Raw genomic sequence first — 25,422 nt, 5'->3', positions numbered from 1 at the left:
ACGTGACAGTCACCATGGGCGTTCCGCCCGATGGACAAAGCTTTCCGGCGCAGCAGGGCGGCGCCGGGACCGTGTCGAAAAAAGGCCGAGCCGCGTCGTCTCGACGGGGCTCGGCCGATCGCTTCGTCGGACTCGATCAGGCGGCTTCGGCCAACTGGCCCAGCTTGATCTGCACGAGCAGGCTCAGCTCGTCATAGACATTCCACTCGTCAACGACCTTGCCGTCCTTCCAGTGATAATGGCTCATGCCCATCACCTGCACGCGCTTGCCGGTCGGGTCGCCCAATTCGCCCAGAATGCCATAGCCCAGATGGTGGCCTTCCATGATCCAGCGCACGGCCACCTTGGTGCCGCCCTCTTCGCAGGGATTGGAGGCGACATGCTGGATCTCGTAGCTGGCGTCGGGCAGCGAGCCGATCAGCCCCAGATGCTGGTGGATGATGGCGGCAACGCCGTAGAGCTCCTTCATCAGCGGGCCGTGATACTGCGCATTGGGCGCATAGCATTCGGCAATCTTGCCGAACATGCGCTTGACGAAAATCTCGTGCAGCATCTCGATGGTCTGCGCCTCGATATCGTTATGCGCCAGGCTCACATCGGCTTTCTCGGTCGGTCGTGTCTGGCCAAGGACACGGCGGTTTTCGCCAATATCCAGCGAGGTCAGGCCGGCATCGAACTTGGCCTTGGCGGTGCGCATGGCAAAGTGGTTGGGGTCGAGGCCGAGTTGCTTGATGATGGCCATCTGGTCCGACACCACCCACTCGCGATAGATCATGTTGCGGTGGATCATGCAGTCGGCAATCGTGCGGCTGACAAAGGGCTTGCCGGTGGGCTGGCCGAGATGGCCATATTGGGTGTGGCGGCCCGAACCGGTCACCAGATGACTGGTATAGAAGCCGTCCTGATCATTGCCATTCCAGATCACCTGGGTGCCCATGCCGCGCCGTTCGGGAAAGCTCACCAGCCGCTGGATCGTGTCGCGCACGATATCTTCGCGATTGTAGATATTGCCGGTCGTGCCATAGAGCACGCAGTTATGCGTGTAATGGGTATAGATCAGCCCGATATCGCGCTCGTCCCAGATCTTGTGGGTGCAGCGGATGATGTAATCGACGATGTCGGTATAGATGTCGTCGAAGCCGTCCAGCGACTGGCTGCGCGGCCGGTCTGTCGGCGCCAGATCCTTGTAGTCACGGCGTTCGACCTGCAGCACGGATTCCGCGGCCGCCATGGCGGGACTGCCCTTGCTCTTGGTTGGGTTGGGGGCGTCGTTCATGATGGCTCCTTGAGGTTCTGCCGGAATGGCTGGATCGGTCGTGCACAGGGCCAGCCAGTCGCGTACATGACGCGCCACGCTGGCAGGATTTTCAAGCGGCGCAAAGTGGCCCGCTTGTGGAATGGTAAAGTAGCGCGCTCCGGCAATGCCGTCGGCCAGTTCCTGGTGCGCCGACAGCGGGCACACCGCCTCGTCGGCCCCGGCCAGGATCAGCGTGGGCACGGCGATGGCAGACAATCGGGGCCGGCTATCGGCCCGGTGAATGGCGACTTCTATCTGCGCAGCGAGCAGGTCGACGCCGGTGTCGGCCGCCATGGCGGTGATCAGGGCGCGCAGCGCGGCATTGTCAGCATGGGCGGGGGACACCAGTTTGTCCCAGCTGTCGACAATAAAGCTGTCCATCCCATCGGCACGGGCAGTTGCCACCGCAGCGCGGCGCTGGCCGGCATTGTCGGCCGGATCGGGCAGGGGGGTCGTGCCGATGAGCGCCAGCCCGGCAATCCGCTCGGGCGCCTGGGCGATCATTTCCAGCGCCACGATGCCACCCAGCGAAAAGCCCAGCAGGGCAAAGCGCGGCGGCGCCTGCGCCAGCAGGTGCGCGGCCAGGGCCGGCGCTGTCGCTGCCCCCTCCAGCGCCATCACCTGCGTCAGTGGCCAGCCCAACCGCTCCAGCAGCGGCGCGAACAATCTGTCGTCGCAGGCCGTGCCGCCCAGCAGCACGAGCGGCACCGGCGCCGTGGCGGCACCCACCGTTTCGGCCGGAGCGAAAATAATCTGGTTCATCACGATCCACATGTCTCGACGAAAGGCCGAGACCAATTTGCCAAAAAACTCTGGCAAATTTTGAATACGTATGCAAGATCAAAACGACACCTTCACGTGACGCTCGATGTTAGCAGTCTGCTAACGCATTCGCACCGTCTGCTACGCTTTCCGGAGTGACCCCGCATGACCCTAAATCCCGCTTCGCCCTTTCCCGGCGTCACCTATGTCAAGGCGCCCGAGCGCTCGTCGCTCGGCGACAATGCGCCGGTCGAAACCCTGGTCAGCGAGATCATCGCCAATGTCCGCAAGAACGGCGACGCCGCCGTGCGCGAATACTCGGCCAGGTTCGACAAGTCCGACCTAGCCGTCTTCGAGGTCACCCAGGTCGAGCGCCAGCAGGCCGTGGCCGAGCTCGATCCGCAGACCCGCAAGGACACCGAATTTGCCATCGATAATGTGCGCAAGTTCGCCCAGGCCCAGCTGGCCACCATCCTGCCGCTTGAGGTCGAGACCCTGACCGGGGTGCATATGGGCCACCGTGTCATCCCCATCCAGCGCGTCGGCTGCTACGTGCCCGGCGGTCGCTATCCGCTGCTCAGCGCGCCGATCATGACCATTGTCCCGGCCAAGGTTGCCGGCGTCGACGAGGTCATCGCCTGCCTGCCACCCAATGCGCACAAGGCCATGATCGCCGGCTGCCACCTGTCGGGCGCCGATCGTATCTTCCGCATTGGCGGCGCCCAGGCCATCGCTGCCATGGCCTATGGCACCGAGAGCGTGCCGGCCGTCAACAAGATCGTCGGCCCCGGCAACGCCTTCGTCAACGAGGCCAAGCGCCAGGTGTTTGGTCCCGTCGGCATCGACCAGCTGGCCGGTCCTTCCGAGATCTTCATCGTCGCTGACGCCACCGGCGATGCCGAGATGATCGCCACCGACATGCTGGCCCAGGCCGAGCACGACATCCGCACCCGCGTCGGCCTGATCACCACCGATCGCGCGCTGGCGGAGGCCACCCTGCTGCAGATCGAGGCGCAACTGGCCACGCTTTCCACCGCCACCACGGCCCGCGAAGCCTGGATCAACTATGGCGAAATCACAGTCTGCGACAGCGAGGCGGCCATGATCGCCTATTCCGATCTGATCGCGGCCGAGCACTTGCAGGTGCACACGGCCGACGCCAAAGCCTTCGCGCTCAAGCTGCGCAACTATGGCAGCCTGTTCATCGGCGAACTGGCCAGCGTGGTCTATTCCGACAAGTGCAGCGGCACCAACCACACCCTGCCTACCATGGGCGCGGGCGCCTATACCGGCGGCCTTTGGGTCGGCGCCTATGTCAAGATCGCCACCCATCAGTGGCTGAGCGAAGAGGGCGTCAAGCAGGTCGCCCCGCCCGCCGCCCGCCAGTCCGCCAGCGAAGGCCTTGAAGGCCACCGCCGGGCAGCCCAGCTGCGCCTGGATCGCATGCAGGTCAAGATCTAGCAGTCTTCTTTCCTCCCCCGCTTGCGGGGGAGGAAAGCCCTGCGATCTCAGCTGATCTTGTCAGCCTCAAGCCACGCCGCCTTGAGCTTTTCGACGGTAAAGCCCGGCGCGCGGGCTGCGGTCAGCACCGGCACTTCCTTGCGCATCACCACGTCGATGGCCCATTTCATGCGGGCGATATGCTCGGCCGGGATGACGACGCCGCCATGCCGGTCAGCATGCACCAGGTCGCCGGGGCGCACTGTCATGCCGAACACAGTCACCGGGCAGTCGAGCTCGGTGACATGCACGAAGGCGTGGCTGGGGCCGACCGAGCCGGCGATCACCTGATAGCCCTCATCGAGCATGCCCAGATCGCGCAGCACGCCATTAGTCAGCGTGCCGGCAATGCCGAGGCCCTTGTGCTGGGCCACCTGCATCTCGCCCCAGAAGCCTCCAATGGCATGGGGGAAGTCAGTGTCCTCGATCACCACCAGATTGGGGCCGGCGCCGGCCGCGACATATTCATAATAGCCCATGCGCAGCGCGCGCACCTCGGCAGCCGGCTTCTGCGCCGGCGATGAGGCGCGGATCTTGGCGGTGCGGGCAAAGCCCACCACCGGCGGTAAAGCCGGATCGGCGCAGACCACCGGCGTCTTGGTAAAGCCCTCGGCGGTGCGGCCGCCCATCACATGCTCGAGCGCATTGCAGACGGTCGGGGTATCAGCGCCGCGCAGCGCGGCCAGGACGTCGGGATCGATCATGGGCATAGGCTTCTCCTCAAGCACTAGATTACCTCTCCCCTTAGGGAGAGGCCGGCGCAGGGCCGAAAGTTACGCCGCCTTGCTGGCGATCTCTGCGCCCTCGGCCAGGGCCTTGAGCTTGGCCCAGACGATCTCGCTATCCACCGCGCCGAACCCGGCAAAGGTGGAGAAGCCGCAATCGGTGCCGGCGATGACCCGCTCGGCGCCGACTGTGTCGGTGAAATTCCTGAGCCGCTGCGCGATCAGCTCGGGGTGCTCGACAAAGTTGGAGGTCGAGTCGATGACGCCGGGGATCAGCACATAATCGTCCGGCAGGTGGACATTCTTCCAGTCGATCCATTCATGCGCATGACGCGGATTGGCGCCCTCGAACAGCAGCGCCCGTGGCTTGGCCTTGAGCAGGCTGGGCAGGATCTTCTTGAGGGCAATGTCGCAGACATGCGGGCCCTCATAATTGCCCCAGCACACATGCATGCGCACCTTGTCGCCGGCAATATTGCGCAGCGCGTGGTTCATCACCTCGATATGTCGGCCCGCAGCGACAACGAAGCCGTCATCGTCGAGGTCCTTGTACATCATGTGCCGGCCCAGGCCGAGATCGGGCGCGTCGAGCTGGAGCATGAAGCCGGCCGCGACAATGCCCTCATATTCCACCCGCATGCCCTCGGCCACGGCCTCGAGATAGTCGTCCTGGCTGGCATAGAACTCATTGGGCTGGAACAGGGCAATCACGCCCGGCGTCGCCGAATTCATGAAGCCCTTGGCATAGCCGTGGGTGCTCAGCGCCGCCTGGAAATTGTCCACGTCGTCCTTGAGCGGCTCCAGACTCTTGACGGTGATCGCACCGACGCATTTCGGGCGTCGATAGCTCGGCGTGCCACCGCTGCTGGCCTGCCGCTTGAGAAAGCTCGGAAACAGCTCGAGATCCGCGGGGGGCTGGCGCGAACTGTCCCCGTCAAAGCCGGTCAGCCTATCCTTGATATAGGTGGCGTAGCTGATCTTGCTCATCTCGCCGTCCGACGGCAGGTCAATGCCCGCCGCCTTCTGCCGGGCGACGATATCGTCGACCGCGGCGGCAATGATCTGGTTGAAGCCGGCCTCCTCGATGGGGACGCCGGCCTCACGCGCGAACACAAGGTCCGTCACCTGCTTGGAACGCGGCAGCGAGCCGACATGGGTGGTGAGGATCTTGTGGGTCATATTGCTTACTCTGCAGCCTGGGCGGTGGCGAATTGCGGTGCGGCGGGGGCTGCCGAACCACGGATGACAAAGGCAATGGCATCGGCCGAAGCCGGGTTGCGGAAGCCATGCACCAGGCCCACCGGCACGGTCAGCGTATCGCCGGCGCCCAGGATCAGCTTGCCCTCTTCCCAGTTGAACTCAAGCGTGCCGGACTGCACGAAGACCACTTCCTGCTCGCTGCGGCTATGGGGCGCGATGCTGGCCCCAGTTTCCAGCTTGAGCCGGCGCAGCGCAAAGCCATGCTGCCAGTGGCCCACGATCGGGCCGGCCGCAAAGCCGTCCGCGGCTTCCACATCGCCGATCAGCGCGGCTTCCTCGACGCCTTCGCCGGCCAGCGGCGAGTTCGGATTGCCCGCCATCTTGGCATGCGGCAGGTAATACTTGGCCAGTTCCTCCATCGGCGGGGTCGCCAGTTCAGCCATCTTGGCCGCGTCCGGCGGCAGTTCGAGCTCGGCGCCCTCGGGCACGGTTTCGCCCAGCGTGGTATCGACCAGCTTGCCGCCCTTGAGCAGTTTCAGCCCGAAATCCTCGGCCATCTTGAACACGCTCGGCGCCCAGACCACCTTGCCCGGATCGTCATGGCCGAGCACAACGGCGAGGAAACCGGTGCCCTCGTCGCGCTTTTCGAAGCCGCGGAACATGTGGGTGGGGACAGTTGCCACATCGCCGGGCTCGACATCGAGATAGCCCTCGTCCTTGTTGGCGCCAAAGACGAAGCGCCACTTGCCGGTATGCACCAGGAATGTCTCGGCTGTCAGGTGGCTGTGCTGGCTATTGGTGCAGCCGAAGGGCTGGCGCGCCGCGCCAAAATTGAAGCCGTGCGCCTCGGGGATATGCACCACCTGCGCCTTGTTCTCGGAAACGCCCGGTCCGATGATAGTGAAGTTTTCCTTGCGGTCGGAGCCGGGCGTGCGCGCGTCGATAAACGCATTGCGCAGGCCCTTGAGGTCCGCATAGCGCACCAGGCGCTTTTCCATTTCAGTCTGGGTCCACTTGGTCATGGGGTCGTCCTTTCACGCGCAAACGGGGATAGATTTTGCATTCGTATGCACAGCGCGCGCTAAGCACGCTGCAGGGTTGTTGGTTCCGGGCCGGGCGGGTCGGGCAGGGAGCAGGACAGTCATTATGCCTCCTTGGGCCGGTAGATCTGCTGGCCGTCGCGCTCGACAATGCCGCTGCTCGGCAGCCGTGCCGAGGTCCGCACGATCAGCTCGCCATTGAGGATGCGGTGCTCGGCCTCGATCTCGCCGCTGGCGATCTGGTCCATCAGGATATCGACCGTGGCCTCCACCATGCGTTTGACCGGCTGGCTCATCGAGGTGATGCCATAGGAGGTCCAGCGCGCCGGGCCGACATCGTCATAGCCCACAATCGACAGGTCCTCGGGGATTTTGAGCCCGAATTCGTAGCGCGCCACGTCCATCACGGCGACGGCCATATGGTCATTGGCGACGAACAGCGCCTCTGGCCGCTCGGGGCGCGACAGCATGGCCCGCGCCGCCTCCTGGGCGTCATCGCGCGAATAATTGCCGGTCTCGATGATGACATCGTCAAAGCCATGCGCCGCCAGGGCCTCGACAAAGCCCTGCTGGCGGTCGCGATTAGTCGAGGAGTTTTCGAGCCCGGCAATATAGCCGAAGCTTTTATGCCCGCCGGCGACGAGGAATTCGGCAATGCGCTTGCCGCCCTCCTTGTTGCGGGTAGTGACGCTCGATACGGCGTCGCGCTCGGTGGTGCGGTTGAACAGCACGACGGGAATGCCGGCCGTGGCGCATTCTTCCGACAGCTCGGACGACAGCGAGGTTGACGCCAGTATGATGCCGTCGACGCGATACTGCATCAGCTGGTCAAAGACCGGATCGCTGTCGCGGTCCATGAAGCCGGTAAACAGCAGCAGGTGATAATTCTCCGCCGCCAGTGCCCGGCCCAGTTCTTCGAGCACATCGGGGTAGAACAGGTTTTCGAGATACGCCATCACCACGGCGATGATGCGCGAACGGCTGGTGATCAGCGAGCGGGCAATGGCATTGGGCCGGTAGCCAAGCACTTTGGCCGAGGCAAGTACCTTCTGCCGCGTCTTGGGGGAGATCGACGCGCCAGGCGTGAACGTGCGCGACACGGCCGACTGCGACACGCCCGCATGCTCGGCCACCTGGGAGGAGGTGACGCCCGGTTTTTTTACGCCGAAGTCCATCCGCCATCCACCAGAAGAGAAGATCCCGTCATCAATGCCGACGCGTCGGAGGCCAGGAAGACGATCGGCCCCATCAGGTCCTCGATGCGGCCCAGCCGCCCCAGCACGATCTTGGACAGCACCCAGGCGCGGAAATCGGGATCGCTGAGGTTCTTGGCCGTCAGGTCGGTCTCGATAAAGGTCGGGCACACCGTATTGACCCGGATATTATCCGGCCCGAGTTCGATCGCCATGGCCTTGCTGAGGCCTTCCACGGCAAATTTGCTGGCCGCATAGACGGCCCGGTCGGGCCCGGCCACGTGGCCCATCTGCGATGAGATGTGAATGATCGACCCGGCCAGCCCGGCTGCGCGCAACCGCCCCACCACGGCCTGCGACACGAACAGGGTCGCCGCGACATTGAGGTTCATCACCGCCTGGTAGCCGTCCGGCGTGATCTCGGCAAAGCTTGAATGCCGACCGGTCCCGGCCGAATTGACCAGCACCTGGAATGGCTCGACCTCATCCACGAAAGCACGGACGGCGTCGGTATCGGTAATGTCGATGGCCACGCCCTCGGCCGCCAGGCCCGCCTCGGCAAACTGGTCCACCACCAGTGTCACATCCGCCGCCGTGCGCGCGGCAATGGTCACCGCTGCGCCGGCCTCGGCCAGGGCCACCGCCGCCCCCAGGCCGATGCCGCGCGTGCCACCGGTGACCAGGGCACGCCGTCCATCAAGCCGGAAACTGGGGGTACGGGGCAGGGTCATCTATTCTGCGGCCTCCGTGCGGGGCGTCGCCCCGGTGCCATAGGGCACGTTGCGGCCGCCATAGCGGCGCACGCGCACATTGGCCTGCTCGGCGTGGCCGACAAAGCCTTCCAGCATGGACAGGCGCGAACCATATTCGCCGATCATGGCCGAAGCCGCGTCGGTCGTGACGGTCTGCCAGGTACAGGTCTTCATGAACTTCCCCACCCACAAGCCACCGGTATAACGCGCTGCCTTCATGGTGGGCAGTGTGTGGTTGGTCCCGATGACCTTGTCACCATAGGCGACATTGGTGCGCGGGCCCAGAAACAATGCGCCGTAATTGCTCATCTTGTCGCGGAACCACATGTCCCGGTCGGTCATCACCTGCACATGTTCCGAGGCGATGTGATCGGCGATGGCCAGCATCTCGTCATAGCTATCGCAGACGATGATCTCGCCGAAATCGTCCCAGGATTTGCGGGCAATATCGGCCGTCGGCAGGATGGTCAGCAGCCGCTCGATTTCGGCCATGGTATCGCGCGCCAGCTTTTCCGAATTGGTCAGCAAGATGGCTGGCGAGGTCGGGCCATGCTCGGCCTGGCCAAGCAGGTCGGTGGCGCAGATTTCCCCGTCCACTGTCTCGTCGGCAATCACCAGCGTCTCGGTCGGGCCGGCGAAGAGGTCGATGCCGACCCGGCCGAACAGCTGCCGCTTGGCCTCGGCGACAAAGGCATTGCCGGGCCCGACCAGCATGTCGACGCGCTCGATGCTCTCGGTGCCGATGGCCATGGCGCCGATCGCCTGGATGCCGCCCAGCACATAGATTTCGTCAGCGCCGGCCATGGCCTGCGCGGCGACCACGGCGGGAGCCGGCTTGCCGTGAAAGGGCGGCGCGCAGGTGATGACGCGCGCGCAGCCGGCCACCTTGGCGGTGATGACAGACATATGCGCTGATGCCAGCAGCGGATATTTGCCGCCGGGCACGTAGCAGCCGACATTGGTGATCGGCACATGCTTGTGGCCCAGCGTCACGCCGGGCAGGGTCTCGACCGTCAGGTCGGTCATGGTGGCGCGCTGCGCCTGAGCGAAATTGCGCACCTGGGTCTGGGCGAACTCGATGTCGATCAGGTCCTGGTCGGTCAGCTGGTGCAGGCAGTCGTCGATCTCGGCCTGGCTGAGGCGGAAGTCAGTGCGGTCCCATTTGTCGAACTTCTGGCTGAGCTCGCGCACGGCAGCGTCGCCACGCTTTTCGATATCGCCCAGAATGGTCTCGACCGTGATACGAACCTGGCGGTCCGCCTCGGCGCGTGCCTCAACATCCTTGCCGCGTTTGAGCCAAATCGCCATGAAGCGCTCCCTTTTCGTCAGTTATAGCATTCTTGCATACGTATGCAAATGGAAACCGCCGAACTGGCGGCGATGTGTCAGGTGAGGTTGGGTGGCCGCTGCACGGCATGATCGGTGGCCCGCTCGAAGGCGTGGCCGATCTGCACGATGCGCGCCTCGTCATGATGCTTGCCGATCAGCTGCATGCCGATGGGCAGGCCCTCATGCAGGCCAATGGGCATGGCCAGCACCGGGTGGCCGCTGACATTAAAGCCAATGGTGCGCATCGGCGTCCACACGGCCTCTTCCTCGAACGGCGCCGCCAGCAAGGCCGTGGTCAGCGCGCCGACCGTGAGCAGGGCGTCATGCTGGCCCAGCAGTTGATCCACCGCGGCGCTGAAGGCGCGTCCAGCTTGGCGCGACGCGACGAGCTCGCCATCGCTGATAGCCACGCCCGTCACGAGGCTGAGAAATGCGCGCCGTCCATAGGCCTCGGGATGATCGCGGAGCGCGGCCGCGTGATAGTCAAAGCTTTCCTTGTGCAGGATCGCCGCTGCCGCCACTTCGATGGCGGCATAGTCGGGCAGCTCGATCTCCTCGATCGCCGCGCCCAGCTGCGACAGCGTCGATGCCGCCGCATCCATGGCGGCCAGCACGGCGGGCATGATCTGCGAATCATGCGCGAACCAGTTGCGGGCATAGCCGATACGCAGCCCGGTGACCGGTCGCCCCAGCCAGGCGGCAGCCGCGGGCGCTGCGCCCGTGTCGGCAATGGCGTCGAGCATGACCGCCGCCTCGGCGACGCTGGCGGCCATCGGCCCGACATGATCCATGCTCGGCGACATGGTTAGCGCCCCGTCGACGGGCACGCTGCCAAAAGTGGGTTTCAGCCCGACCACGCCACAATAGAAGGCGGGCCCGCGCAGCGAGCCGCCGGTATCCCCGCCCAGCGCCACGCGCAGCATGCCGCCGGCAATCGCAGCGCCATTGCCCGAGGACGAGCCGCCGGTAATATGCTCAAGGCTCCAGGGGTTGCGCGCGGGCGGAAACAGCCCGCGACTGTCGGGCCCCACCGTGCCCCATTCATAGGTGGCGGTCTTGCCGATGAGCACCGCGCCGGCCTCGGCCAGCCGCGCCACGGCCACAGCGTCGCGCTCGGCAATCGCCTCGGCCCTACCGGGCGCATTGGCCGTGGTTGCCACACCGGCCACGTCGATCATGTCCTTGATGCCGACAGGAATACCCTGCAGCGGGCCGCGATCCAGGCCCGCTACAAAGTCCGCATCGGCCTGCGCCGCATCGGCCAGGGCGCGCGTATCGCTGATGGCGTAGAAGGCGCGAAAAGCCGGTTCACGCAGGGTGATGCGCGCGAGATAGGCGCGGGTCAGCGCTACGGCCGTGATGCTGCCGTCGCGCAGCGCCTGGCTCTGGGCAAAGAGGTCGGAGTCCAGCAGGGTGTCGGCATCCAGGGCCGGCACGATAAGCTCGGGCGCCGCCTCATGGGCATCGGTATCCAACCGGGCAAGCCCGTCATGCAGCCAGTCGGCCAGCGTGGCGACGCTGTCGGTTTCGGCCGCCGACAGGCTGATGCCGGCCGCTTCCAGCTGCGCGCGCAGGGCCGCAATGCCGTCCGGGGGCAGGGGGCTCACGGCCGGCGCTCCGCACAAGGCATTATTGGGCATGCTCCAGCCGCACGCCGCTGGCCTGGTCGAACAGGTGGCAGGCGCTGGCGGCGATGTTGACGCGGGCCAGCTCGCCGATCTCGGCGCGATAGTCCTTGCTCACCTTGATCGAAATCAGCTCGCCGGCCACCCGCATCGACAGCATGGTGGCCTCACCCAGCAGCTCGACCGTATAGATCGGCGCCTCGATCTGGCCATTGGCCTCGGCGAGACTCGCATCTTCGGCGCGGAAGCCCAGCGTCACCGGGCCGTTGACGGCCTTGGACAGGCCCTCGATGCGGATCCGCTCTGCCGTGAACACGCCATCGCTGATCGTGCCCTTGATCAGGTTCATGGCGGGCGAACCGATAAAGCTGGCCACGAAGGTATTGGCCGGCCGGTCATAGATGTCCATCGGCGTGCCGACCTGCTGGATCAGCCCCTTGCTCATCACCACCACGCGGTCGGCCAGCGTCATGGCCTCGATCTGGTCATGCGTTACATAGATGGTGGTGCGCTTGAGCGTGTGGTGCAGGTTCTTGATCTGCGCCCGGGTCGAGACGCGCAGCTTGGCGTCGAGATTACTCAGCGGCTCGTCCATCAGAAAGGCATTGGGCTCGCGCACGATGGCGCGGGCCAAAGCCACGCGCTGGCGCTGGCCGCCCGACAGGGCTGCCGGCCGGCGCTGCAGGAAGTCGTCGAGCTCGACCATCTTGCTGGCCGCCATGACCCGCTCATGATGCTGGTCCTGGGGAACCTTGCGCACCTTGAGGGGGAAGCGGATATTTTCGTAGACCGTCATGTTGGGGTAGAGCCCATAGCTCTGGAACACCATCGAGATGTCGCGGTCCTTGGGCTCGAGCTTGTTGACCAGCCGGTCGCCGATCCAGATCTCGCCTTCGGTGATGTCCTCGAGGCCGGCGATCATGCGCATGGTCGTGGTCTTGCCGCAGCCCGAGGGCCCCAGCAGCACCAGGAATTCCTGGTCGGCAATGTCGAGGTTGAAATCCTTGACGCCGACAAAGCTGTTCCAGCGCTTGGAGACGTTCTTGAGACGGATCTGAGCCATGGGATCAGCCTTTCACTGCGCCGGCGGTCAATCCGCTGACGATCTGGCGTTGGAAGAAGAGCACGAGGATGAACAGCGGCACCGTCGCCGAGACAACCGCGGCCACGGCATACATGACATTGCCCTGTTCCTGCACCGAGCCGAGGAAACTGGAAATCTTGGGCACCATGGTCTGGTTGTCGGCGCTGAGCAGCATCGAGGTGACGGCAAAGTCGTTATAGGCGAGGAGGAAGCTGAACAGCCCCGTCGTTACCACGCCAGGCCACATTACCGGGATGATAACCAGCCTGAAGGCCTGGAAGCGCGTGCAGCCGTCCACCATGGCGCTCTCGTCGAGATCCTTGGGGATCGACAGGAAAAACGAGTGCAGCATCCACAGCGTGAACGGCTGGTTGATCGCCACCAGCACGATGATCGAGGTCGGCAGCACGCCCCAGATATTGAGCTGGAAGAAGGGCAGCAGATAGCCCGAGACCAGGGTGATATGCGGCATGGCGCGGAACACCAAAGCCGCGATCAGGATCCAGAAGGCATAGCGGTGCCCGGACCGCGCCAGCGCATAGCCGCCCAGCGTACCCAGCGTCAACGAGATCACCGTGACCGAGACGGTGACGATGGCGGTGTTCATCACCGCACGCCAGAATTCGCGCGTCACCCAGGCACCGTGATAGCCGTCGCCGGTAAAGGCGCTGCCGGTCTGGCTTTGCGTATAGGTGCCGAAAATGGCGTGCCACCAGCTTTCGCGGGAGAAGAAATCCGGCTCGACCTTGAACGATCCCCACACCGTCCAGATGAAGGGGAAGGCGGCCAGGATCACCCAGATGACGAGGAAGGCGCTGATGATCAGCAGCAGCGGCAGCGGGCGGCGTTGGGCCTGTACAGCGTCGGACATGGTCACACCACCTTGTGGTTGAAGTCGCGCCAGGTGCGGATCAGCACCGGCATGAGAAGGACGATGACGCCGGCAATGGTCAGCACCGAGGTGGCGCCGGCCGAGCCGAACAGCTGCGCATCGCCGCTGAGGTCGTTGAAGATCAGCCAGCTCAGCGAGGTCGCGCTGGACTCGGCGGAAAAGCCGACAATGGGTTCAAAGACGCGGAAATTGTCCATCAGCTGTACCAGCGCCACGAAGGTCGCCAGCGGCATCAGATGGGGGATGATGACATAGCGGATGCGCTCCCAGCGGCTGGCCCCGTCGATCATCGCCGATTCCACCGTATCGTGCGGCACGGTCTGCAGCCCGGCATAGAACACCACGAAGCTGAACGGGGCATTTGTCCAGACGCCATAGAACAGCAGCGACGCCCAGGTCAGCGCCGGCGACTGGCGCAGCGACAGGGTAGGGTCGTCGAACAGGTGCTGCAGGCTCGCGCCAATGATGCCATTGGACTGAATCATCCAGTAGAGGATGAGGGAGCCCACTAGCGGGGTAATGATCATCGGCAGCAGCGAAAAGAAGATCACTGGCCCCTTGATCATCTTGGGAATGGCATTGACCGCCAGTGCGATGAGAAAGCCCAGGCCCATGGCCAGCGGCGTCACCACGAAGCAGAACACCAGCGTGAAGGCCAGCGCCTTGTAGAAGGGCAGGTTGTAGATGCGGTTCACCACATCGCCCAGGCCGCTATTGCTCGTGAGGATCGCGCCGATTTCCGCCACCGCCAGGTGGCCGCGATTGAGATAGGTGCCAAAGCCGTTGAACTGGCCCAGCGGCTGCTCCTGCTGAATCTGCGCCATGGCGGCGGTATCGACCCGCACTTCCTTGGTGCAGCCACCGAAGGGCTGGCAGTTTTCGACCTCGACCAGCGCCTGCGGATGCTCGACATAAAGGCTCTGGATCACCACCGAGACGATCGGCAGGGCGATGAACAGCACCATCGCGATTAGCGAGGGCAGGATGAAGGCAAAGAATGTCTTGTGTGGCATCAAGCCTCTCCAAAAGCGAACTGGCGAGTACGCGCTGAGCTGAACGCTCAGTCGACGCCCCTCCTCTAGGGAGGCGCAAACGGCTTGGTGGGGCGCTGGAGCGCCCCACCGGTCATGCTAGGCTTACAGGTAGCCGCCTTCGCGCGCAGCCGTGTCATAGGCTGCCTTGACGTCGGCCAGGGCCTGGGCAGCGTCTTCCGTGCCGGCCATGAACTCGGCCAGTTCGCTCGACAGCGCCGTGTGCAGCAGGCCCATATAGGGCTGCATCGGATAGGCACGGGCGCCGGCATTGGCGGTGGCGATCACGCCCACGGCAGCCGGACCGGGCTCGTAGCCGGCGACCAGCCAGGTAGCGACGCCAGGATTGGCGGCAACCATCTCCGGGCTGATGCCATGCACCATGGCCTGGAACGAGGCGGCGGCGTCTTCATCCGAGATATTCTTGGCAATGGTGAAGCCGTCCCACCACAGAGCCACGGCCGGGATCGTGCCGCCACCAATGGTCGGCGCTGCCGCCAGCACGGTGTTTTCGACCACGCCCTCGGCGGCACCTTCCGCGTCGATGGTAGCGCCGGCCAGCGAGCCCCATTCCACCATCATGGCGGTGTTGCCGGCTTCATATTCGGCCTTGATCGAGTTGGCATCGAACGTCAGGTAGTCAGGGTCCATATAGGCGGTCAGCGCCCGCATGGTCTCGAGCACCTTGAGGCCATTCTCGTTGTCGATGGCCAGCTCGGCGGTGCCGGGCGCGAAGAACTCGCCACCGGTGCCGAGATAGGCGTTGACGAATTCGGCGGCCAGATCCCAGCCGGGCTTGACCGAGGCGGCAATGGGATAGTCCATGGCGCCCGAGGCCTTGATCGCTTCGGCAGCCGCCAGCATGTCCTCATAGGACATTGGTGCGGCAACGCCGGCTGCATCAAGGATATCCTTGCGGTAGAACAGGTGCTGGGCATTACCCATGAAGGCCACGGCCATCACCTTGCCGTCGATGGTGATCAGCTGGTTGGGCTGCAGCGCCTGGCCATACTGGGCCACCAGATCGTCGAGCGGACGGATCAGGTCGTCGTTCAGCAGCGGCACGATGGAATTGTTGGCAACAACGGCAACGCTATATTCGGCCGGGTTGATCGAGAGCGCGGGAACCTGCAGGTTCTTGTGCTCGGCATTGGCATTGGCGGTAACGGTGATGCCCTCGGCAGCGCACTCTTCAGCCGTGGTATTGATCAGGCGCAGTGCCTCGAAATCGTTGGACAGGATCCGCACCGAACCGGTGCCTTCGATCCCGCAGTCTGCAAAGGCCGCGCCGGCGCTGAGGCACATGGCAGCCAGGCAGACAGTCGTCTTCAACATAAGCTTCATTTGGTTCTCCTGATGAGCGGTCTGCACTGTCCAACGGCCAGATGCGCCCGCCATCCCCTGTTTGATGATCTACGCTCCCGCGGCTGACACAAGTCCAATCGGTCCCGCACCGGCCCTTTGTCTTCCGCACGTCACAATTGGTAAGGGAGCCTGCATACGAATGCAATTGCTTTTTGCATTCGTATGCAAAACGCCCCCATGTGGCCGATACGGACGGGCGCGGACGCTTGGCGCAACCCCATGACCGGCTTGCAAAAGCTGGTGTGGAGCCGCTTGCGCGGCCTCAGCACAGCGTCATCGCCCGCGCATTGTCGAGCACGATGACCGCCTCGCCGGCCAGGGCGGCCGCCGCTGCCGTCCCCGCTTCGATGGCACCGACCAGCGCCGTATGGGCCGCCAGCGAGGCCGCGCAATAGGGCGCCGTGCTGGCCTCATCCAGCGATTTGAGTGCCAGCGCCAGCGTCAGCTCGACAATACCGGTCACCGAGCGGAGCAGGGCATTGCCCGAGCCCTCGGCAATGGTGCGGTGGATTTCCAGCGCCGACAGACCATGGGCTTCCAGATTCCCCTCGGCCAGGTCCATCTGGTGCAGCCAGTATTTCATCAGTCGCACATGCTCGGCGGTGCGCCGCGCACTGGCCAGGGCAATGGCCCGGCTTTCCAGCGCCCCGCGGACATCGAACAGGCTCTCGAAAAAGCGCTGGTCCGGCTTGGCATAGAAGTGCCAGCTCAGCACCTGGGGATCGAAAAAGCTCCAGCGGCTGGTCGGGGTGACCCGGGTGCCCACCTTGGGCCGCGCCTCCACCATGCCCTTGGCCTCGAGCGTCTTGAGCGCCTCGCGCAGCACCGTGCGCGACACGCCATAGGTCTCCATCATCACCGCGTCATTGGCCAGGATCGAGCCGACCGGAAACTGGCCCGTAACAATGCCCAGCCCGATTTCGTTGATGACGAAGGTATGGAAGTTCCGTGCAGCGGGTCGCCCGGATAGGGAGCGAATAAGGCTGCCTGCTTCGATCATGCTACGCTTTCTCGGGCGACTTCTCTCCGGGGGTGGAGGCCGCGAATATGATACGCTGCAGCACGATGAACAGGAACAGCAGCACGCCGATGACGATCTTGGTCCACCAGCTCGACAGCGTGCCGTCAAAGATGATGTAGGTCTGCACCAGGCCCAGCAGCATCACGCCCACAAACGTGCCCAGCACAAACCCATACCCACCCGTCAGCAACGTACCGCCGATCACCACCGCGCTGATGGCGTCCAGCTCCACGCCCACCGCAGCCAGCGGATATCCGGCCGAGGTGTATAGCGAGAACACGATTCCTGCCAAGGCCGCCAGCATGCTGGAGAGCATATAGATCTGCACCGTGGTCTGCGCCACCGGCACGCCCATCAGCGAGGCCGATACGGGATTGCCGCCCAGCGCATAGACATAGGAGCCGAACTTGGTGCGGTGCGCCAGTAGTGCCCCGCCCAGGAACACCGCGATCATCAAGAGCCCAATAAAGCTCAGCCTGCCGCCTTCGGGCAGGCGGATCATCAGATCGCCCAGCGTGTCATAGAATTCGTGCCGGATCGGCACTGAATCCTGGGTGATGATCGAGGCACCGCCGCGCGCCAGGAACATGCCCGCCAACGTGACGATAAAGGGCGGTACCTGCAGATAGTGGATGGTAAAGCCCATCGCCGCGCCGAACAGGCCGGCCACGCCCAGCGCGATGACGAAGGCCACCAGCGGGTGAAAGCCCAGCCAGCTCACCAGCACGGCAATCAGCACGCCGGTAAAGCCGATCACCGCGCCCACCGACAGGTCGATGCCGCCCGAAATGATGACGAAGGTCATGCCCACCGCGGTAATGCCCAAAAAGGCATTGTCGGTGAGGAAATTGCCCAGCACGCGGGTCGACAGCATGTTGGGAAACTGCAGCACGCTCAAGGCATAGGCGATCACGAAGATCACCGCCGTGGCGGCAAGGGGGCGCAGGCTGCGTTTCATTTGGAGACTGCCTTGCTCGAAAGGGCGGACCGGCGCTGGAAGGGCAGGGCGGCATAGGGCGACTGGATCAGCAGGATCAGGATGATCATCCCGGCCTTGACCACCAGGTTGAATTCGGGCGGAAAGCCCGACACCAGGATGCCGGTATTCATCGCCTGGATGATCAGCGCGCCGACCACCGCCATGGGAATGGAGAACTTGCCGCCCAGCAGCGAGGTGCCACCGATCACCACCGCAAGGATGGCGTCGAGTTCCAGCCACAGCCCGGAATTGTTGGCATCGGCGCCGCGGATGTCGGCGGCCACCACGACGCCGGCAATCGCGGCGCAGAACCCCGACAGCGCATAGACCAGCATCAGCAGCATGCGGCTGCGAATGCCGGCCAGCGAGGCGGCGGCGCGGTTGACGCCGATGGCCTGGACGAAGAGGCCAATGGCGGTACGCCGCACCAGCAGCGTCACCAGCACCATCAGCACCACGGCAATCACGGCCGCCATGGGAAAGCCGAGGAAGGAGCCGGTACCGATGAAGATCAGCGTCGGGTCATTGAAGGTGACGATCGAGCCTTCGGTGATCAGCTGGGCAATGCCGCGCCCGGCCACCATCAGCACCAGCGTGGCGACGATGGGCTGGATATCCAGAATTGCCACCAGAAAGCCGTTCCACAGCCCACAGGCCAGGCCCACCGACAGCGCGGCCGCCACGGCCAACGGCGCCGGATAGCCGGACACCACCATGGTCGCGGCCACCGCGCCGCACACCGCCATGATGGCGCCGACGGAGAGATCCACGCCTTTGGTGGCGATCACCCCGGTCATGCCAACGGCGAGAATAGCCACCGGCGCGCCGCGGTTGAGCACGTCGATGAAGCTGCCGAAAAAGCGCCCGTCCTGCCAGGTGACGTTGAAAAAATTGGGAAACAGCAGCCAGTTCAGCAGCAGCACGCTGACCAGCGCGATCAGCTGCGGATTGGCGAGGCGCTCGAGGCGGAGACGCTTCATGACAAGGCCTCGTCGGGGTGATTGGCGATGGCTTGCACGATGACTCCGGGATTGATGTTCTTGCCGCGCAGTTCGGCGACCATTTGCCGGTCGCGCATCACCACGATGCGCGAGCTATAGGCGACGACCTCGTCCAGCTCGGACGAGATCACCAGCATGGCCATGCCGTCGTCGCGCAGCCGGTTGATGGTGCGGACGATTTCGGCATGCGCGCCCACATCGATGCCGCGCGTCGGTTCGTCGAGGATCAGGAAGGCCGGGTCGGTGGCGAGCCAGCGCGACAGGATCACCTTCTGCTGGTTGCCGCCCGACAGTAGCTTGACCGGCATGTCGAGCGAGGCGGCGCGGATATCCATGGACTCGGCAAAGGCGCCGGCAATTTCGAGCTGCTCGTCGCGGTTGAGGGCGCGGAACCAACCCAGCTTGCCCTGTAGCGCGATGACGATGTTTTCGAGCACCGACAAGTCGCCGAATATGCCCTCAGCCTTGCGGTCTTCCGGACAGAAGCCAAAGCGGTGGCCAATGGCGTCGCTGGTATGGCGGATGCTCCCGGGCTTACCGGCGATTGTCACGCTGCCCTGGTCGGCCGGATCGGCGCCGAACATGATGCGCGCCAGCTCGGTCCGGCCCGACCCCAGCAGGCCCGCCACCCCGATCACTTCGCCCTTGTGAATGGTCAGGTCGAACGGGTGCACGCTGCCCTTGCGGCCAAAGCCGACAAAGTCGAGCAGCACCTCCTGATTGGCCGTCTCCGGCTCGAGATCGGTGGCGCCATTGAAGGCAATATCCTTGCCCAGCATCAGCCGCACCACATCGGTGCGGTTAAGCGTATCGAGCATGCGTGTCTCCACCAGCCTGCCATTGCGCAGCACCGTCACGCGGTCGGCAATGGCAAAGACCTGGTCGAGGAAATGGGTGATGAAAATGATGGCGAGGCCGCTGCGCTTGAGCTCGCCAATCACCTCGAAAAGGCGTTCGACCTCGTGCCGGTCAAGGCTGGCCGTTGGTTCGTCCAGGATCAGAACCTTGCCCGACAGCGCCACGGCGCGGGCAATGGCTACGATCTGCTGCACCGCCACCGAATGGCTGCCCAACTCGCTGCCGGGGTCGAGTTTGAGCCCGTAGCGCGTCAGCAGCACCCGGGCGTCCGCCTCCATCTTGCGATAGTCGACCAGGCCGAAACGCGTCGGCTGGTGCCCGAGGTAAAGGTTCTCCGCCACCGAGCGATTGGGCAGCAGGTTGACCTCCTGGTAGACGGTGCCAATGCCATGGGTCTGGGCATGCAGCGGATTGTCCAGCGTCACCACGTCGCCATCGACCAGCACCGTGCCGCCATCGGGCTGATAGGCGCCGGTCAGGATCTTGATCAGGGTGGATTTGCCGGCCCCATTCTCCCCCAGCAGCGCATGCACTTCGCCGGCGCGCAGGCCGAAGTCGATATTGTCGAGCGCCATGTGGCCGCCGAAAATCTTGCTGATGCCGCGCGCTTGCAGCACGTATTGGCTGTCGGCCATGCTGTCCCTCCTCATGCCCGTCACCGCGCTACCCATAGGCACGGTGTCATCCCGGGCTCGACCCGGGATCCATCCTGAGATTTCTGGACGGATCCCGGCTTGTGCCGGAATGACACCGTGGTTTCAAACCAGCGGTTTGGGCCAGCCCGATTAGTAGCCCAGACCCTTACGGGTGTCGTATTCGCCCTGCGGATTGTCAGCCGGCGTATAGAGCTTGGACTCGGTGATGATGAACTTGGCGGGCATGGTGCCGTCGGCCAGGTAGGCAGACAGCGCATCGAAGGCCGGGCCGGCCATGTTCGGGGTCAGCTCGACCGTGGCATTGGCCTCGCCGGCCACCATGGCGGCAAAGATGTCCGGCACGGCGTCGATGGAAACCACCTTGATGTCGGTGCCGGGCTTGAGGCCGGCATCCTTGATCGCCTGGATGGCGCCAACGGCCATGTCGTCATTATGGGCATAGACCGCGCAGATATCGGCGCCGCCATTCTCCGCCTTGATGAAGCCTTCCATCACTTCCTTGCCCTTGGAACGGGTGAAGTCGCCGGTCTGGCTGCGGGCAATGGTCAGGTTGGCATGGCCGGCAATCGCCTCTTCAAAGCCCTGCTTGCGGTTGATCGCCGGGGTCGAGCCGACGGTGCCCTGCAGCTCGACGATCTTGCAATCCGCATCGCCAACTTCGGCGACGAGCCATTCGCCAGCAACGCGGCCTTCCTTGACCTGATCGGAGGCCACGGAGGTCAGGTAAAGGTCTTCTGCCGAGTCCACGCCGCGATCGAGCAGGATCACCGGAATTTCGGCTTCCTTGGCTTCGGTCAGCACATCGTCCCAGCCGGTGGCGACGACGGGCGCCACCATGATGGCGTCAACGCCCTGGGCGATGAAGCCGCGAATGGCCTTGATCTGGTTTTCCTGCTTCTGCTGCGCATCGGCAAACTTGAGGTCGACGCCGCGGGCTTCGGCTTCCTGCTTGGTCACCGAGGTCTCGGCGGCGCGCCAGCCCGATTCCGAGCCGATCTGGCTGAAACCGACGACGAGGCCGTTGAGGTTTTCCTGAGCGATACTGACAGAAGTCAAAGCGGTAGCGAGGCTTGCCGCGATGGCAAGCTTGGTGATGATGGTCACGATGTCCTCCCAAAAATGGTCGCTGCGGTGTGTTCACCTGCGGCGATGAGGGGACGCTATATAAAGTACTATTATATGTAAAGATGGATTGTGGCGGCGGCGGGAGAATGGTTTTCTCCCGGCTTTCCAGCTGCTCGACAGGCCGGTTCACGCGGCAAGTCCCCAGCATTTCTGCGGCTTTCAGGCCGTCCAGCCGCCATCGATAATGTGGATCTGGCCTGTCGTATAGGTGGCGCCTGCCAGGTAGACGGCTAGGTCCGCCACTTCCTCCGGACGGGCAATGCGGCCGATCGGTTGGCGAGCGATAAAGGCCGCCTTGGCCGCTTCGAAATCGCCCGTGGCGTGCCAGCGCTCATGCAGAGACGGGCTGTCCACCGTGCCCGGGCAGATGGCATTGACGCGAATGCCCTGCGTGGTGAAATCGGCGGCGATCGATTTGGTCAGGCCGATCACCGCTGCCTTGGAAATCGTATAGGCGGCGCGGTTGGGCACGCCTTTGACCGAGCTGGCCACCGTCGCCATATTGATGATGGCGCCGTCCCGCCGCGCCAGCATCTGCGGCAGCACCGCCTGCACGGTGCGGATCTGCGCCTTGATGTTGAGGTTGAACGCGAAGTCGAGATCGGCGTCGCTCATCTCCAGCACCGTCCCCGAATGCACCACCCCGGCGCAGTTGAACAGCACGTCGATATGGCCGATCTCGGCCACTGCCTGCTGTACGGCCTCGGCCGACAGCACGTCGAGCACGCGTGTCGTCACATTCGCCAGCCCCGCAAGCTCGGCCAGCTTGGCTTCGTTCACATCGGTGGCTATCACCTTGGCGCCGGCCGCGACAAAGGCTTCCACGGAAGCCCGGCCAATGCCCTGCGCGGCGGCAGTGATGAGAACGGTTTTACCGGTCAGGTCGGCCATGCTGATTTCCTCTTGTCGGCTGCGCGTCGGTTGGGACCCCGACGTAGCACTATGCGCGATAGGTCATGCTCAATGCTCACTATGTGCTAACACTTAACAGCAAAAGGGTGTGTGAGATCGAATGTCCGGCACCCCCGGAGGAAGAAAAACCATGCGCATTATCGATACGCACCTGCACCTGATCTATCCGGATCGCTTCCACTATCCTTGGCTCAGCAGGCGACCAAGCATCGATAAGCCATGGAATATCAACGACTATTTCGCCGAGGCGCTCCCACTGGGCATTCAATCCGCGCTGCATATGGAGGTCGATGTCGCCGAAGCCGACATGCTGGCCGAGACCGAATTCGTCCTCACCCTGCCGCGCATCGCCGGCGCCATCGCCGCCTGCCGCCCCGAGCACATGAATTTTGTCGATCAGATTGAACGACTTAGCGACCATGCCCACGTCAAGGGCGTGCGCCGCATCCTGCATGAAGCGCCGGACGACCTCAGCCAGTCCGACCTCTTCGTCGAGAACATCCGCCATCTGCCCGATTACGACCTGAGCTTTGACCTCTGTGTCCGCGCCGACCAGCTACGCATCGGCCAGATGCTGGCCGAGCGCGCGCCGGACGTCACCTTTATCCTCGACCATTGCGGCGTACCCGACGTCACCGGCACCGGACTTGATCCATGGCGTGAGAATATCAGCAAAATCGCCAGGCTGCCCAATGTGATGGCCAAGATTTCGGGTGTAGTGGCCTATGCCGGCGCCGACTGGAGCGTCGACACCATCCGCCCCTATGTCGAGCACATTATCCACGCCTTTGGCTGGGATCGCGTGGTCTGGGGATCGGACCATCCGGTGGTCTGCCTGACCGGCTCGCTGACCCGCTGGGTCGAGGCCACGCAGGCCATTATTGCCGGCGCCAGCGACGACGAAAAGGCCAGACTGCTGCATGGCAATGCCGAGCGCATCTACAAGCTCTAGACCCGTTCTGCCGCCAATCGGTCACCACCATGAATGCATGATGACTAAAAACGGCTAGCGCGCCAGCGCCTCGCGCAGCGGCAGGCCGGTGGTGCTGCGCAGGTCGAGATCGGCCTCGATATGGTCGATATGGCTGACCAGCAACGCCGCCGCCCGCTCGCCATCGCCGGCTTCCAGCGCCGCCAGGATTTCGGCATGCTCGCCATGGCCGCAGCTCGAGGCGCCCGAATTGCCATAGAGCGCGATGACCAGCGACGAGCGGGCCACCAGTTCTTCCATGAAGCGCAGCAGGATGACATTGCCCGCCACGCTGGCCAGCAACAGGTGAAAATCCCCTGACGCGCGGATTTCCGCCCGCCGCGCAACCGGCCCGCGTTCGTCGAGCAGGCGGGTTTCCTCGGCCAGCAGGGTGGTGAAGAGGTCGCGATCTGCTGGGGTGAGGCCGGCTGCCGCAGCGGCGCGGGCAATGCCCGGTTCGATCAGCCGGCGCGAGTCGAACACCTGGCGGGCTTCCTCGGGCGAGGGATTGGCGACAAAGGCGCCGCGATTGCGCTCGGTCTTGACCAGACCCTCAAAGGCCAGCGCCTGCAGGGCCGCGCGCACCACGGTGCGGCTGACATCGAACAGCACGCCCACTTCGGCTTCCGACAGTTTTGTCCCCGGCGCCAGCCTTCGGTCCACAATGGCGTCGCGCAGATGATCGCGGATGGTGGCAGCGCGATCTTCGCCAGCAAAGGGAGAGGCAATAGGGGAGTCGTCGAGCGTCATGAAATCACCTGTTGGCTCCTTCATAGAAACAATCGCGCCCATGTAAAAGAAAATTGTCGCACACGATCCGCCCACGGATTGCATACAATTTCAGCGCGCCTTGCGTCCAATTGAGCAAAATATGGGCGGCGGATCAGAGTGCGCAATCTATCGGCATTTATCGATCTAGAAATTATCATTCACAATCAATAACTTGCGGCGCCACTCTCGGATTGGCATGACAGATGCATGGTAATCCCCGCAACCCGGGGAGTGCTGCATGACCAAAGCTGCCGAGATTGAGATGGCGCTGGTGTCCAAGATCTACGGCAAGACGACCGCCGTCGACGCCATTTCGCTGCGCATCCCTGCGGGCAGCTATTGCTGCCTGCTCGGGCCCTCCGGCTGCGGCAAATCCTCGACCCTGCGCATGATCGCCGGGCACGAGAGCGTCTCCATCGGCGATATCCGCCTGGGCAATAATGTAGTGACCGACCTGCCGCCGGCCAGCCGCGGCACGGCCATGATGTTCCAGTCCTATGCGCTGTTTCCCCATCTCGACCTGGTCGACAATGTGGCCTTCAGCCTCAAGATGAGTGGCGTCGACAAGGACACCCGCCGGGCGCGGGCGCTCGACATGCTCAAGCTGATGCAGATGGAGGCCTATGCCGACCGCCGGCCAGCCCAGCTCTCGGGCGGCCAGCAGCAACGCGTGGCTTTGGCTCGCGCGCTGATCACCGACCCCGAAGCTCTGCTGCTCGACGAGCCGCTCTCGGCACTCGATCCCTTCCTCAAGATCCGCATGCGTGCCGAACTCAAGAAATTGCAGAAGCAGCTCGGCATCACCTTTGTCCACGTCACCCATAGCCAGGAAGAGGCCATGGCTTTGGCCGACCTGGTCGTGGTGATGAACGATGGCCGGATCGAACAGGCGGCCAGCCCGCGCGAGGTCTTCGAACGCCCGGCCACCGCCTTCGTCGCCCGCTTCATGGGCGACCACAATGTCATTGCCGGCAAGGCCATTGGCGCGGCCGATGGGCTGGTCAGTTTCGAAGTGTCGGGCGGCGGCACCTTCACGGCCTCGGGTGCGCCCGTGCCGGCCGACAGCAATGTCGATGCCGCCATCCGCACGGATCACGTTCGCATCGGCGAAAGCCCCGTCAAAGGGCTCGGCTTTACCGGCCTTGTCACCAATCTCGAATATCGCGGCGCCACTGTCAAACTGACCATCGAAGGCGCCGGCATTGCCGAATTCACCGCCATCATCACCGACCGCGCCTTTTACGCGACGCCCGTCGCGGTGGGCGATGCGGTGCCCCTCCATTGGGATGCCGAGGACGCCATCATCCTCGGCACGCTCAATTCCTAGATCTCAG

General features: G+C 64.0%; 22 protein-coding genes. 3 read left to right on the top strand and 19 right to left on the bottom strand.

The genetic code is table 11. The features are described from left to right. Positions 1 to 136: 136 nt before the first annotated feature. Positions 137 to 2,059 carry an alpha/beta fold hydrolase gene (locus GDR53_RS19705; protein WP_232846714.1) on the bottom strand — a complete coding sequence of 641 codons (1,923 nt, stop codon included), beginning with the start codon at positions 2,057 to 2,059 and terminating at the stop codon, positions 137 to 139. Between the two features lie 165 nt (positions 2,060 to 2,224). On the opposite strand from GDR53_RS19705, the gene hisD (GDR53_RS03120) reads away from it, so the two are divergent. Next, positions 2,225 to 3,520 (top strand): histidinol dehydrogenase, encoded by a 1,296-nt coding sequence (gene hisD / locus GDR53_RS03120; protein WP_193336654.1) that lies wholly within the window; start codon positions 2,225 to 2,227, stop codon positions 3,518 to 3,520. A gap of 47 nt (positions 3,521 to 3,567) precedes the next feature. Here hisD (GDR53_RS03120) and GDR53_RS03115 read toward each other — a convergent pair whose 3' ends face one another. The 17 genes from GDR53_RS03115 to GDR53_RS03035 form a co-directional block, all read right to left on the bottom strand. Next, positions 3,568 to 4,269, bottom strand: coding sequence for an RraA family protein (locus GDR53_RS03115; RefSeq protein WP_210321382.1), 702 nt, complete (start codon positions 4,267 to 4,269; stop codon positions 3,568 to 3,570). A gap of 63 nt (positions 4,270 to 4,332) precedes the next feature. Next, positions 4,333 to 5,463 carry a cobalamin-independent methionine synthase II family protein gene (locus GDR53_RS03110; RefSeq protein WP_193336653.1) on the bottom strand — a complete coding sequence of 377 codons (1,131 nt, stop codon included), beginning with the start codon at positions 5,461 to 5,463 and terminating at the stop codon, positions 4,333 to 4,335. Positions 5,464 to 5,468: 5 nt separating this feature from the next. After that, a complete protein-coding gene (locus GDR53_RS03105) occupies positions 5,469 to 6,506 on the bottom strand; it encodes a cupin domain-containing protein (RefSeq protein ID WP_193336652.1) in 1,038 nt (345 codons plus the stop codon). Between the two features lie 122 nt (positions 6,507 to 6,628). Continuing rightward, positions 6,629 to 7,699, bottom strand: a complete 1,071-nt coding sequence (locus GDR53_RS03100; protein WP_193336651.1) for a LacI family DNA-binding transcriptional regulator — start codon at positions 7,697 to 7,699, stop codon at positions 6,629 to 6,631. After that, entirely contained in the window at positions 7,684 to 8,448 is a 765-nt protein-coding gene (locus GDR53_RS03095; RefSeq protein WP_193336650.1) for an SDR family NAD(P)-dependent oxidoreductase, read from the bottom strand. The genes GDR53_RS03100 and GDR53_RS03095 overlap by 16 nt, the downstream gene beginning before the upstream one ends. After that, entirely contained in the window at positions 8,449 to 9,777 is a 1,329-nt protein-coding gene (gene hisD, locus GDR53_RS03090) for a histidinol dehydrogenase (protein ID WP_193336649.1), read from the bottom strand. It abuts the gene before it with no gap. Between the two features lie 77 nt (positions 9,778 to 9,854). Next, positions 9,855 to 11,405 carry an amidase gene (locus GDR53_RS03085; RefSeq protein ID WP_232846713.1) on the bottom strand — a complete coding sequence of 517 codons (1,551 nt, stop codon included), beginning with the start codon at positions 11,403 to 11,405 and terminating at the stop codon, positions 9,855 to 9,857. A gap of 22 nt (positions 11,406 to 11,427) precedes the next feature. Then, positions 11,428 to 12,486 carry an ABC transporter ATP-binding protein gene (locus GDR53_RS03080; protein WP_193336647.1) on the bottom strand — a complete coding sequence of 353 codons (1,059 nt, stop codon included), beginning with the start codon at positions 12,484 to 12,486 and terminating at the stop codon, positions 11,428 to 11,430. Between the two features lie 4 nt (positions 12,487 to 12,490). Then, positions 12,491 to 13,378 carry a carbohydrate ABC transporter permease gene (locus GDR53_RS03075; RefSeq protein ID WP_193336646.1) on the bottom strand — a complete coding sequence of 296 codons (888 nt, stop codon included), beginning with the start codon at positions 13,376 to 13,378 and terminating at the stop codon, positions 12,491 to 12,493. A gap of 2 nt (positions 13,379 to 13,380) precedes the next feature. Further along, positions 13,381 to 14,412, bottom strand: coding sequence for a carbohydrate ABC transporter permease (locus GDR53_RS03070; RefSeq protein ID WP_193336645.1), 1,032 nt, complete (start codon positions 14,410 to 14,412; stop codon positions 13,381 to 13,383). A 123-nt stretch (positions 14,413 to 14,535) separates the two neighbouring features. After that, positions 14,536 to 15,774 carry an ABC transporter substrate-binding protein gene (locus GDR53_RS03065; RefSeq protein WP_193336644.1) on the bottom strand — a complete coding sequence of 413 codons (1,239 nt, stop codon included), beginning with the start codon at positions 15,772 to 15,774 and terminating at the stop codon, positions 14,536 to 14,538. Positions 15,775 to 16,057: 283 nt separating this feature from the next. Beyond that, positions 16,058 to 16,795, bottom strand: coding sequence for a FadR/GntR family transcriptional regulator (locus GDR53_RS03060; protein WP_193336643.1), 738 nt, complete (start codon positions 16,793 to 16,795; stop codon positions 16,058 to 16,060). A 1-nt stretch (position 16,796) separates the two neighbouring features. Further along, complete coding sequence (gene yjfF / locus GDR53_RS03055; RefSeq protein WP_193336642.1) at positions 16,797 to 17,774, bottom strand: galactofuranose ABC transporter, permease protein YjfF; 978 nt, start codon at positions 17,772 to 17,774, stop codon at positions 16,797 to 16,799. Next, positions 17,771 to 18,775 (bottom strand): ABC transporter permease, encoded by a 1,005-nt coding sequence (locus GDR53_RS03050; RefSeq protein ID WP_193336641.1) that lies wholly within the window; start codon positions 18,773 to 18,775, stop codon positions 17,771 to 17,773. Before GDR53_RS03050 ends, yjfF begins: the two co-directional genes overlap by 4 nt. Further along, positions 18,772 to 20,289 (bottom strand): sugar ABC transporter ATP-binding protein, encoded by a 1,518-nt coding sequence (locus tag GDR53_RS03045; RefSeq protein WP_193336640.1) that lies wholly within the window; start codon positions 20,287 to 20,289, stop codon positions 18,772 to 18,774. The genes GDR53_RS03050 and GDR53_RS03045 overlap by 4 nt, the downstream gene beginning before the upstream one ends. Before the next feature lie 150 nt (positions 20,290 to 20,439). After that, entirely contained in the window at positions 20,440 to 21,414 is a 975-nt protein-coding gene (gene ytfQ, locus GDR53_RS03040; protein WP_408639781.1) for a galactofuranose ABC transporter, galactofuranose-binding protein YtfQ, read from the bottom strand. 180 nt (positions 21,415 to 21,594) lie between these two features. Continuing rightward, positions 21,595 to 22,326 (bottom strand): SDR family oxidoreductase, encoded by a 732-nt coding sequence (locus GDR53_RS03035; RefSeq protein WP_193336639.1) that lies wholly within the window; start codon positions 22,324 to 22,326, stop codon positions 21,595 to 21,597. 151 nt (positions 22,327 to 22,477) lie between these two features. Here GDR53_RS03035 and GDR53_RS03030 point away from each other — a divergent pair, with 151 nt between their 5' ends. Next, the gene (locus tag GDR53_RS03030; RefSeq protein ID WP_193336638.1) at positions 22,478 to 23,299 is read left to right on the top strand and encodes an amidohydrolase family protein; all 822 of its coding nucleotides are present in this window, start codon (positions 22,478 to 22,480) and stop codon (positions 23,297 to 23,299) included. A 54-nt stretch (positions 23,300 to 23,353) separates the two neighbouring features. Here GDR53_RS03030 and GDR53_RS03025 read toward each other — a convergent pair whose 3' ends face one another. Next, the gene (locus GDR53_RS03025) at positions 23,354 to 24,067 is read right to left on the bottom strand and encodes a GntR family transcriptional regulator (protein WP_193336637.1); all 714 of its coding nucleotides are present in this window, start codon (positions 24,065 to 24,067) and stop codon (positions 23,354 to 23,356) included. A gap of 259 nt (positions 24,068 to 24,326) precedes the next feature. Between GDR53_RS03025 and GDR53_RS03020 the strand changes: the two genes are divergently transcribed. Beyond that, positions 24,327 to 25,415: an ABC transporter ATP-binding protein gene (locus tag GDR53_RS03020; protein WP_193336636.1), complete on the top strand. Its 1,089-nt coding sequence runs from the start codon at positions 24,327 to 24,329 to the stop codon at positions 25,413 to 25,415. The last annotated feature ends 7 nt before the right edge of the window (positions 25,416 to 25,422 follow it).

Origin of the sequence: Devosia beringensis (assembly GCF_014926585.1) — a bacterium.
GTDB classification, from domain to species: Bacteria; Pseudomonadota; Alphaproteobacteria; order Rhizobiales; family Devosiaceae; genus Devosia; species Devosia beringensis.
Note: the sequence above shows the minus strand (reverse complement) of the source record. Positions and strands in the feature narration are given on the sequence as shown.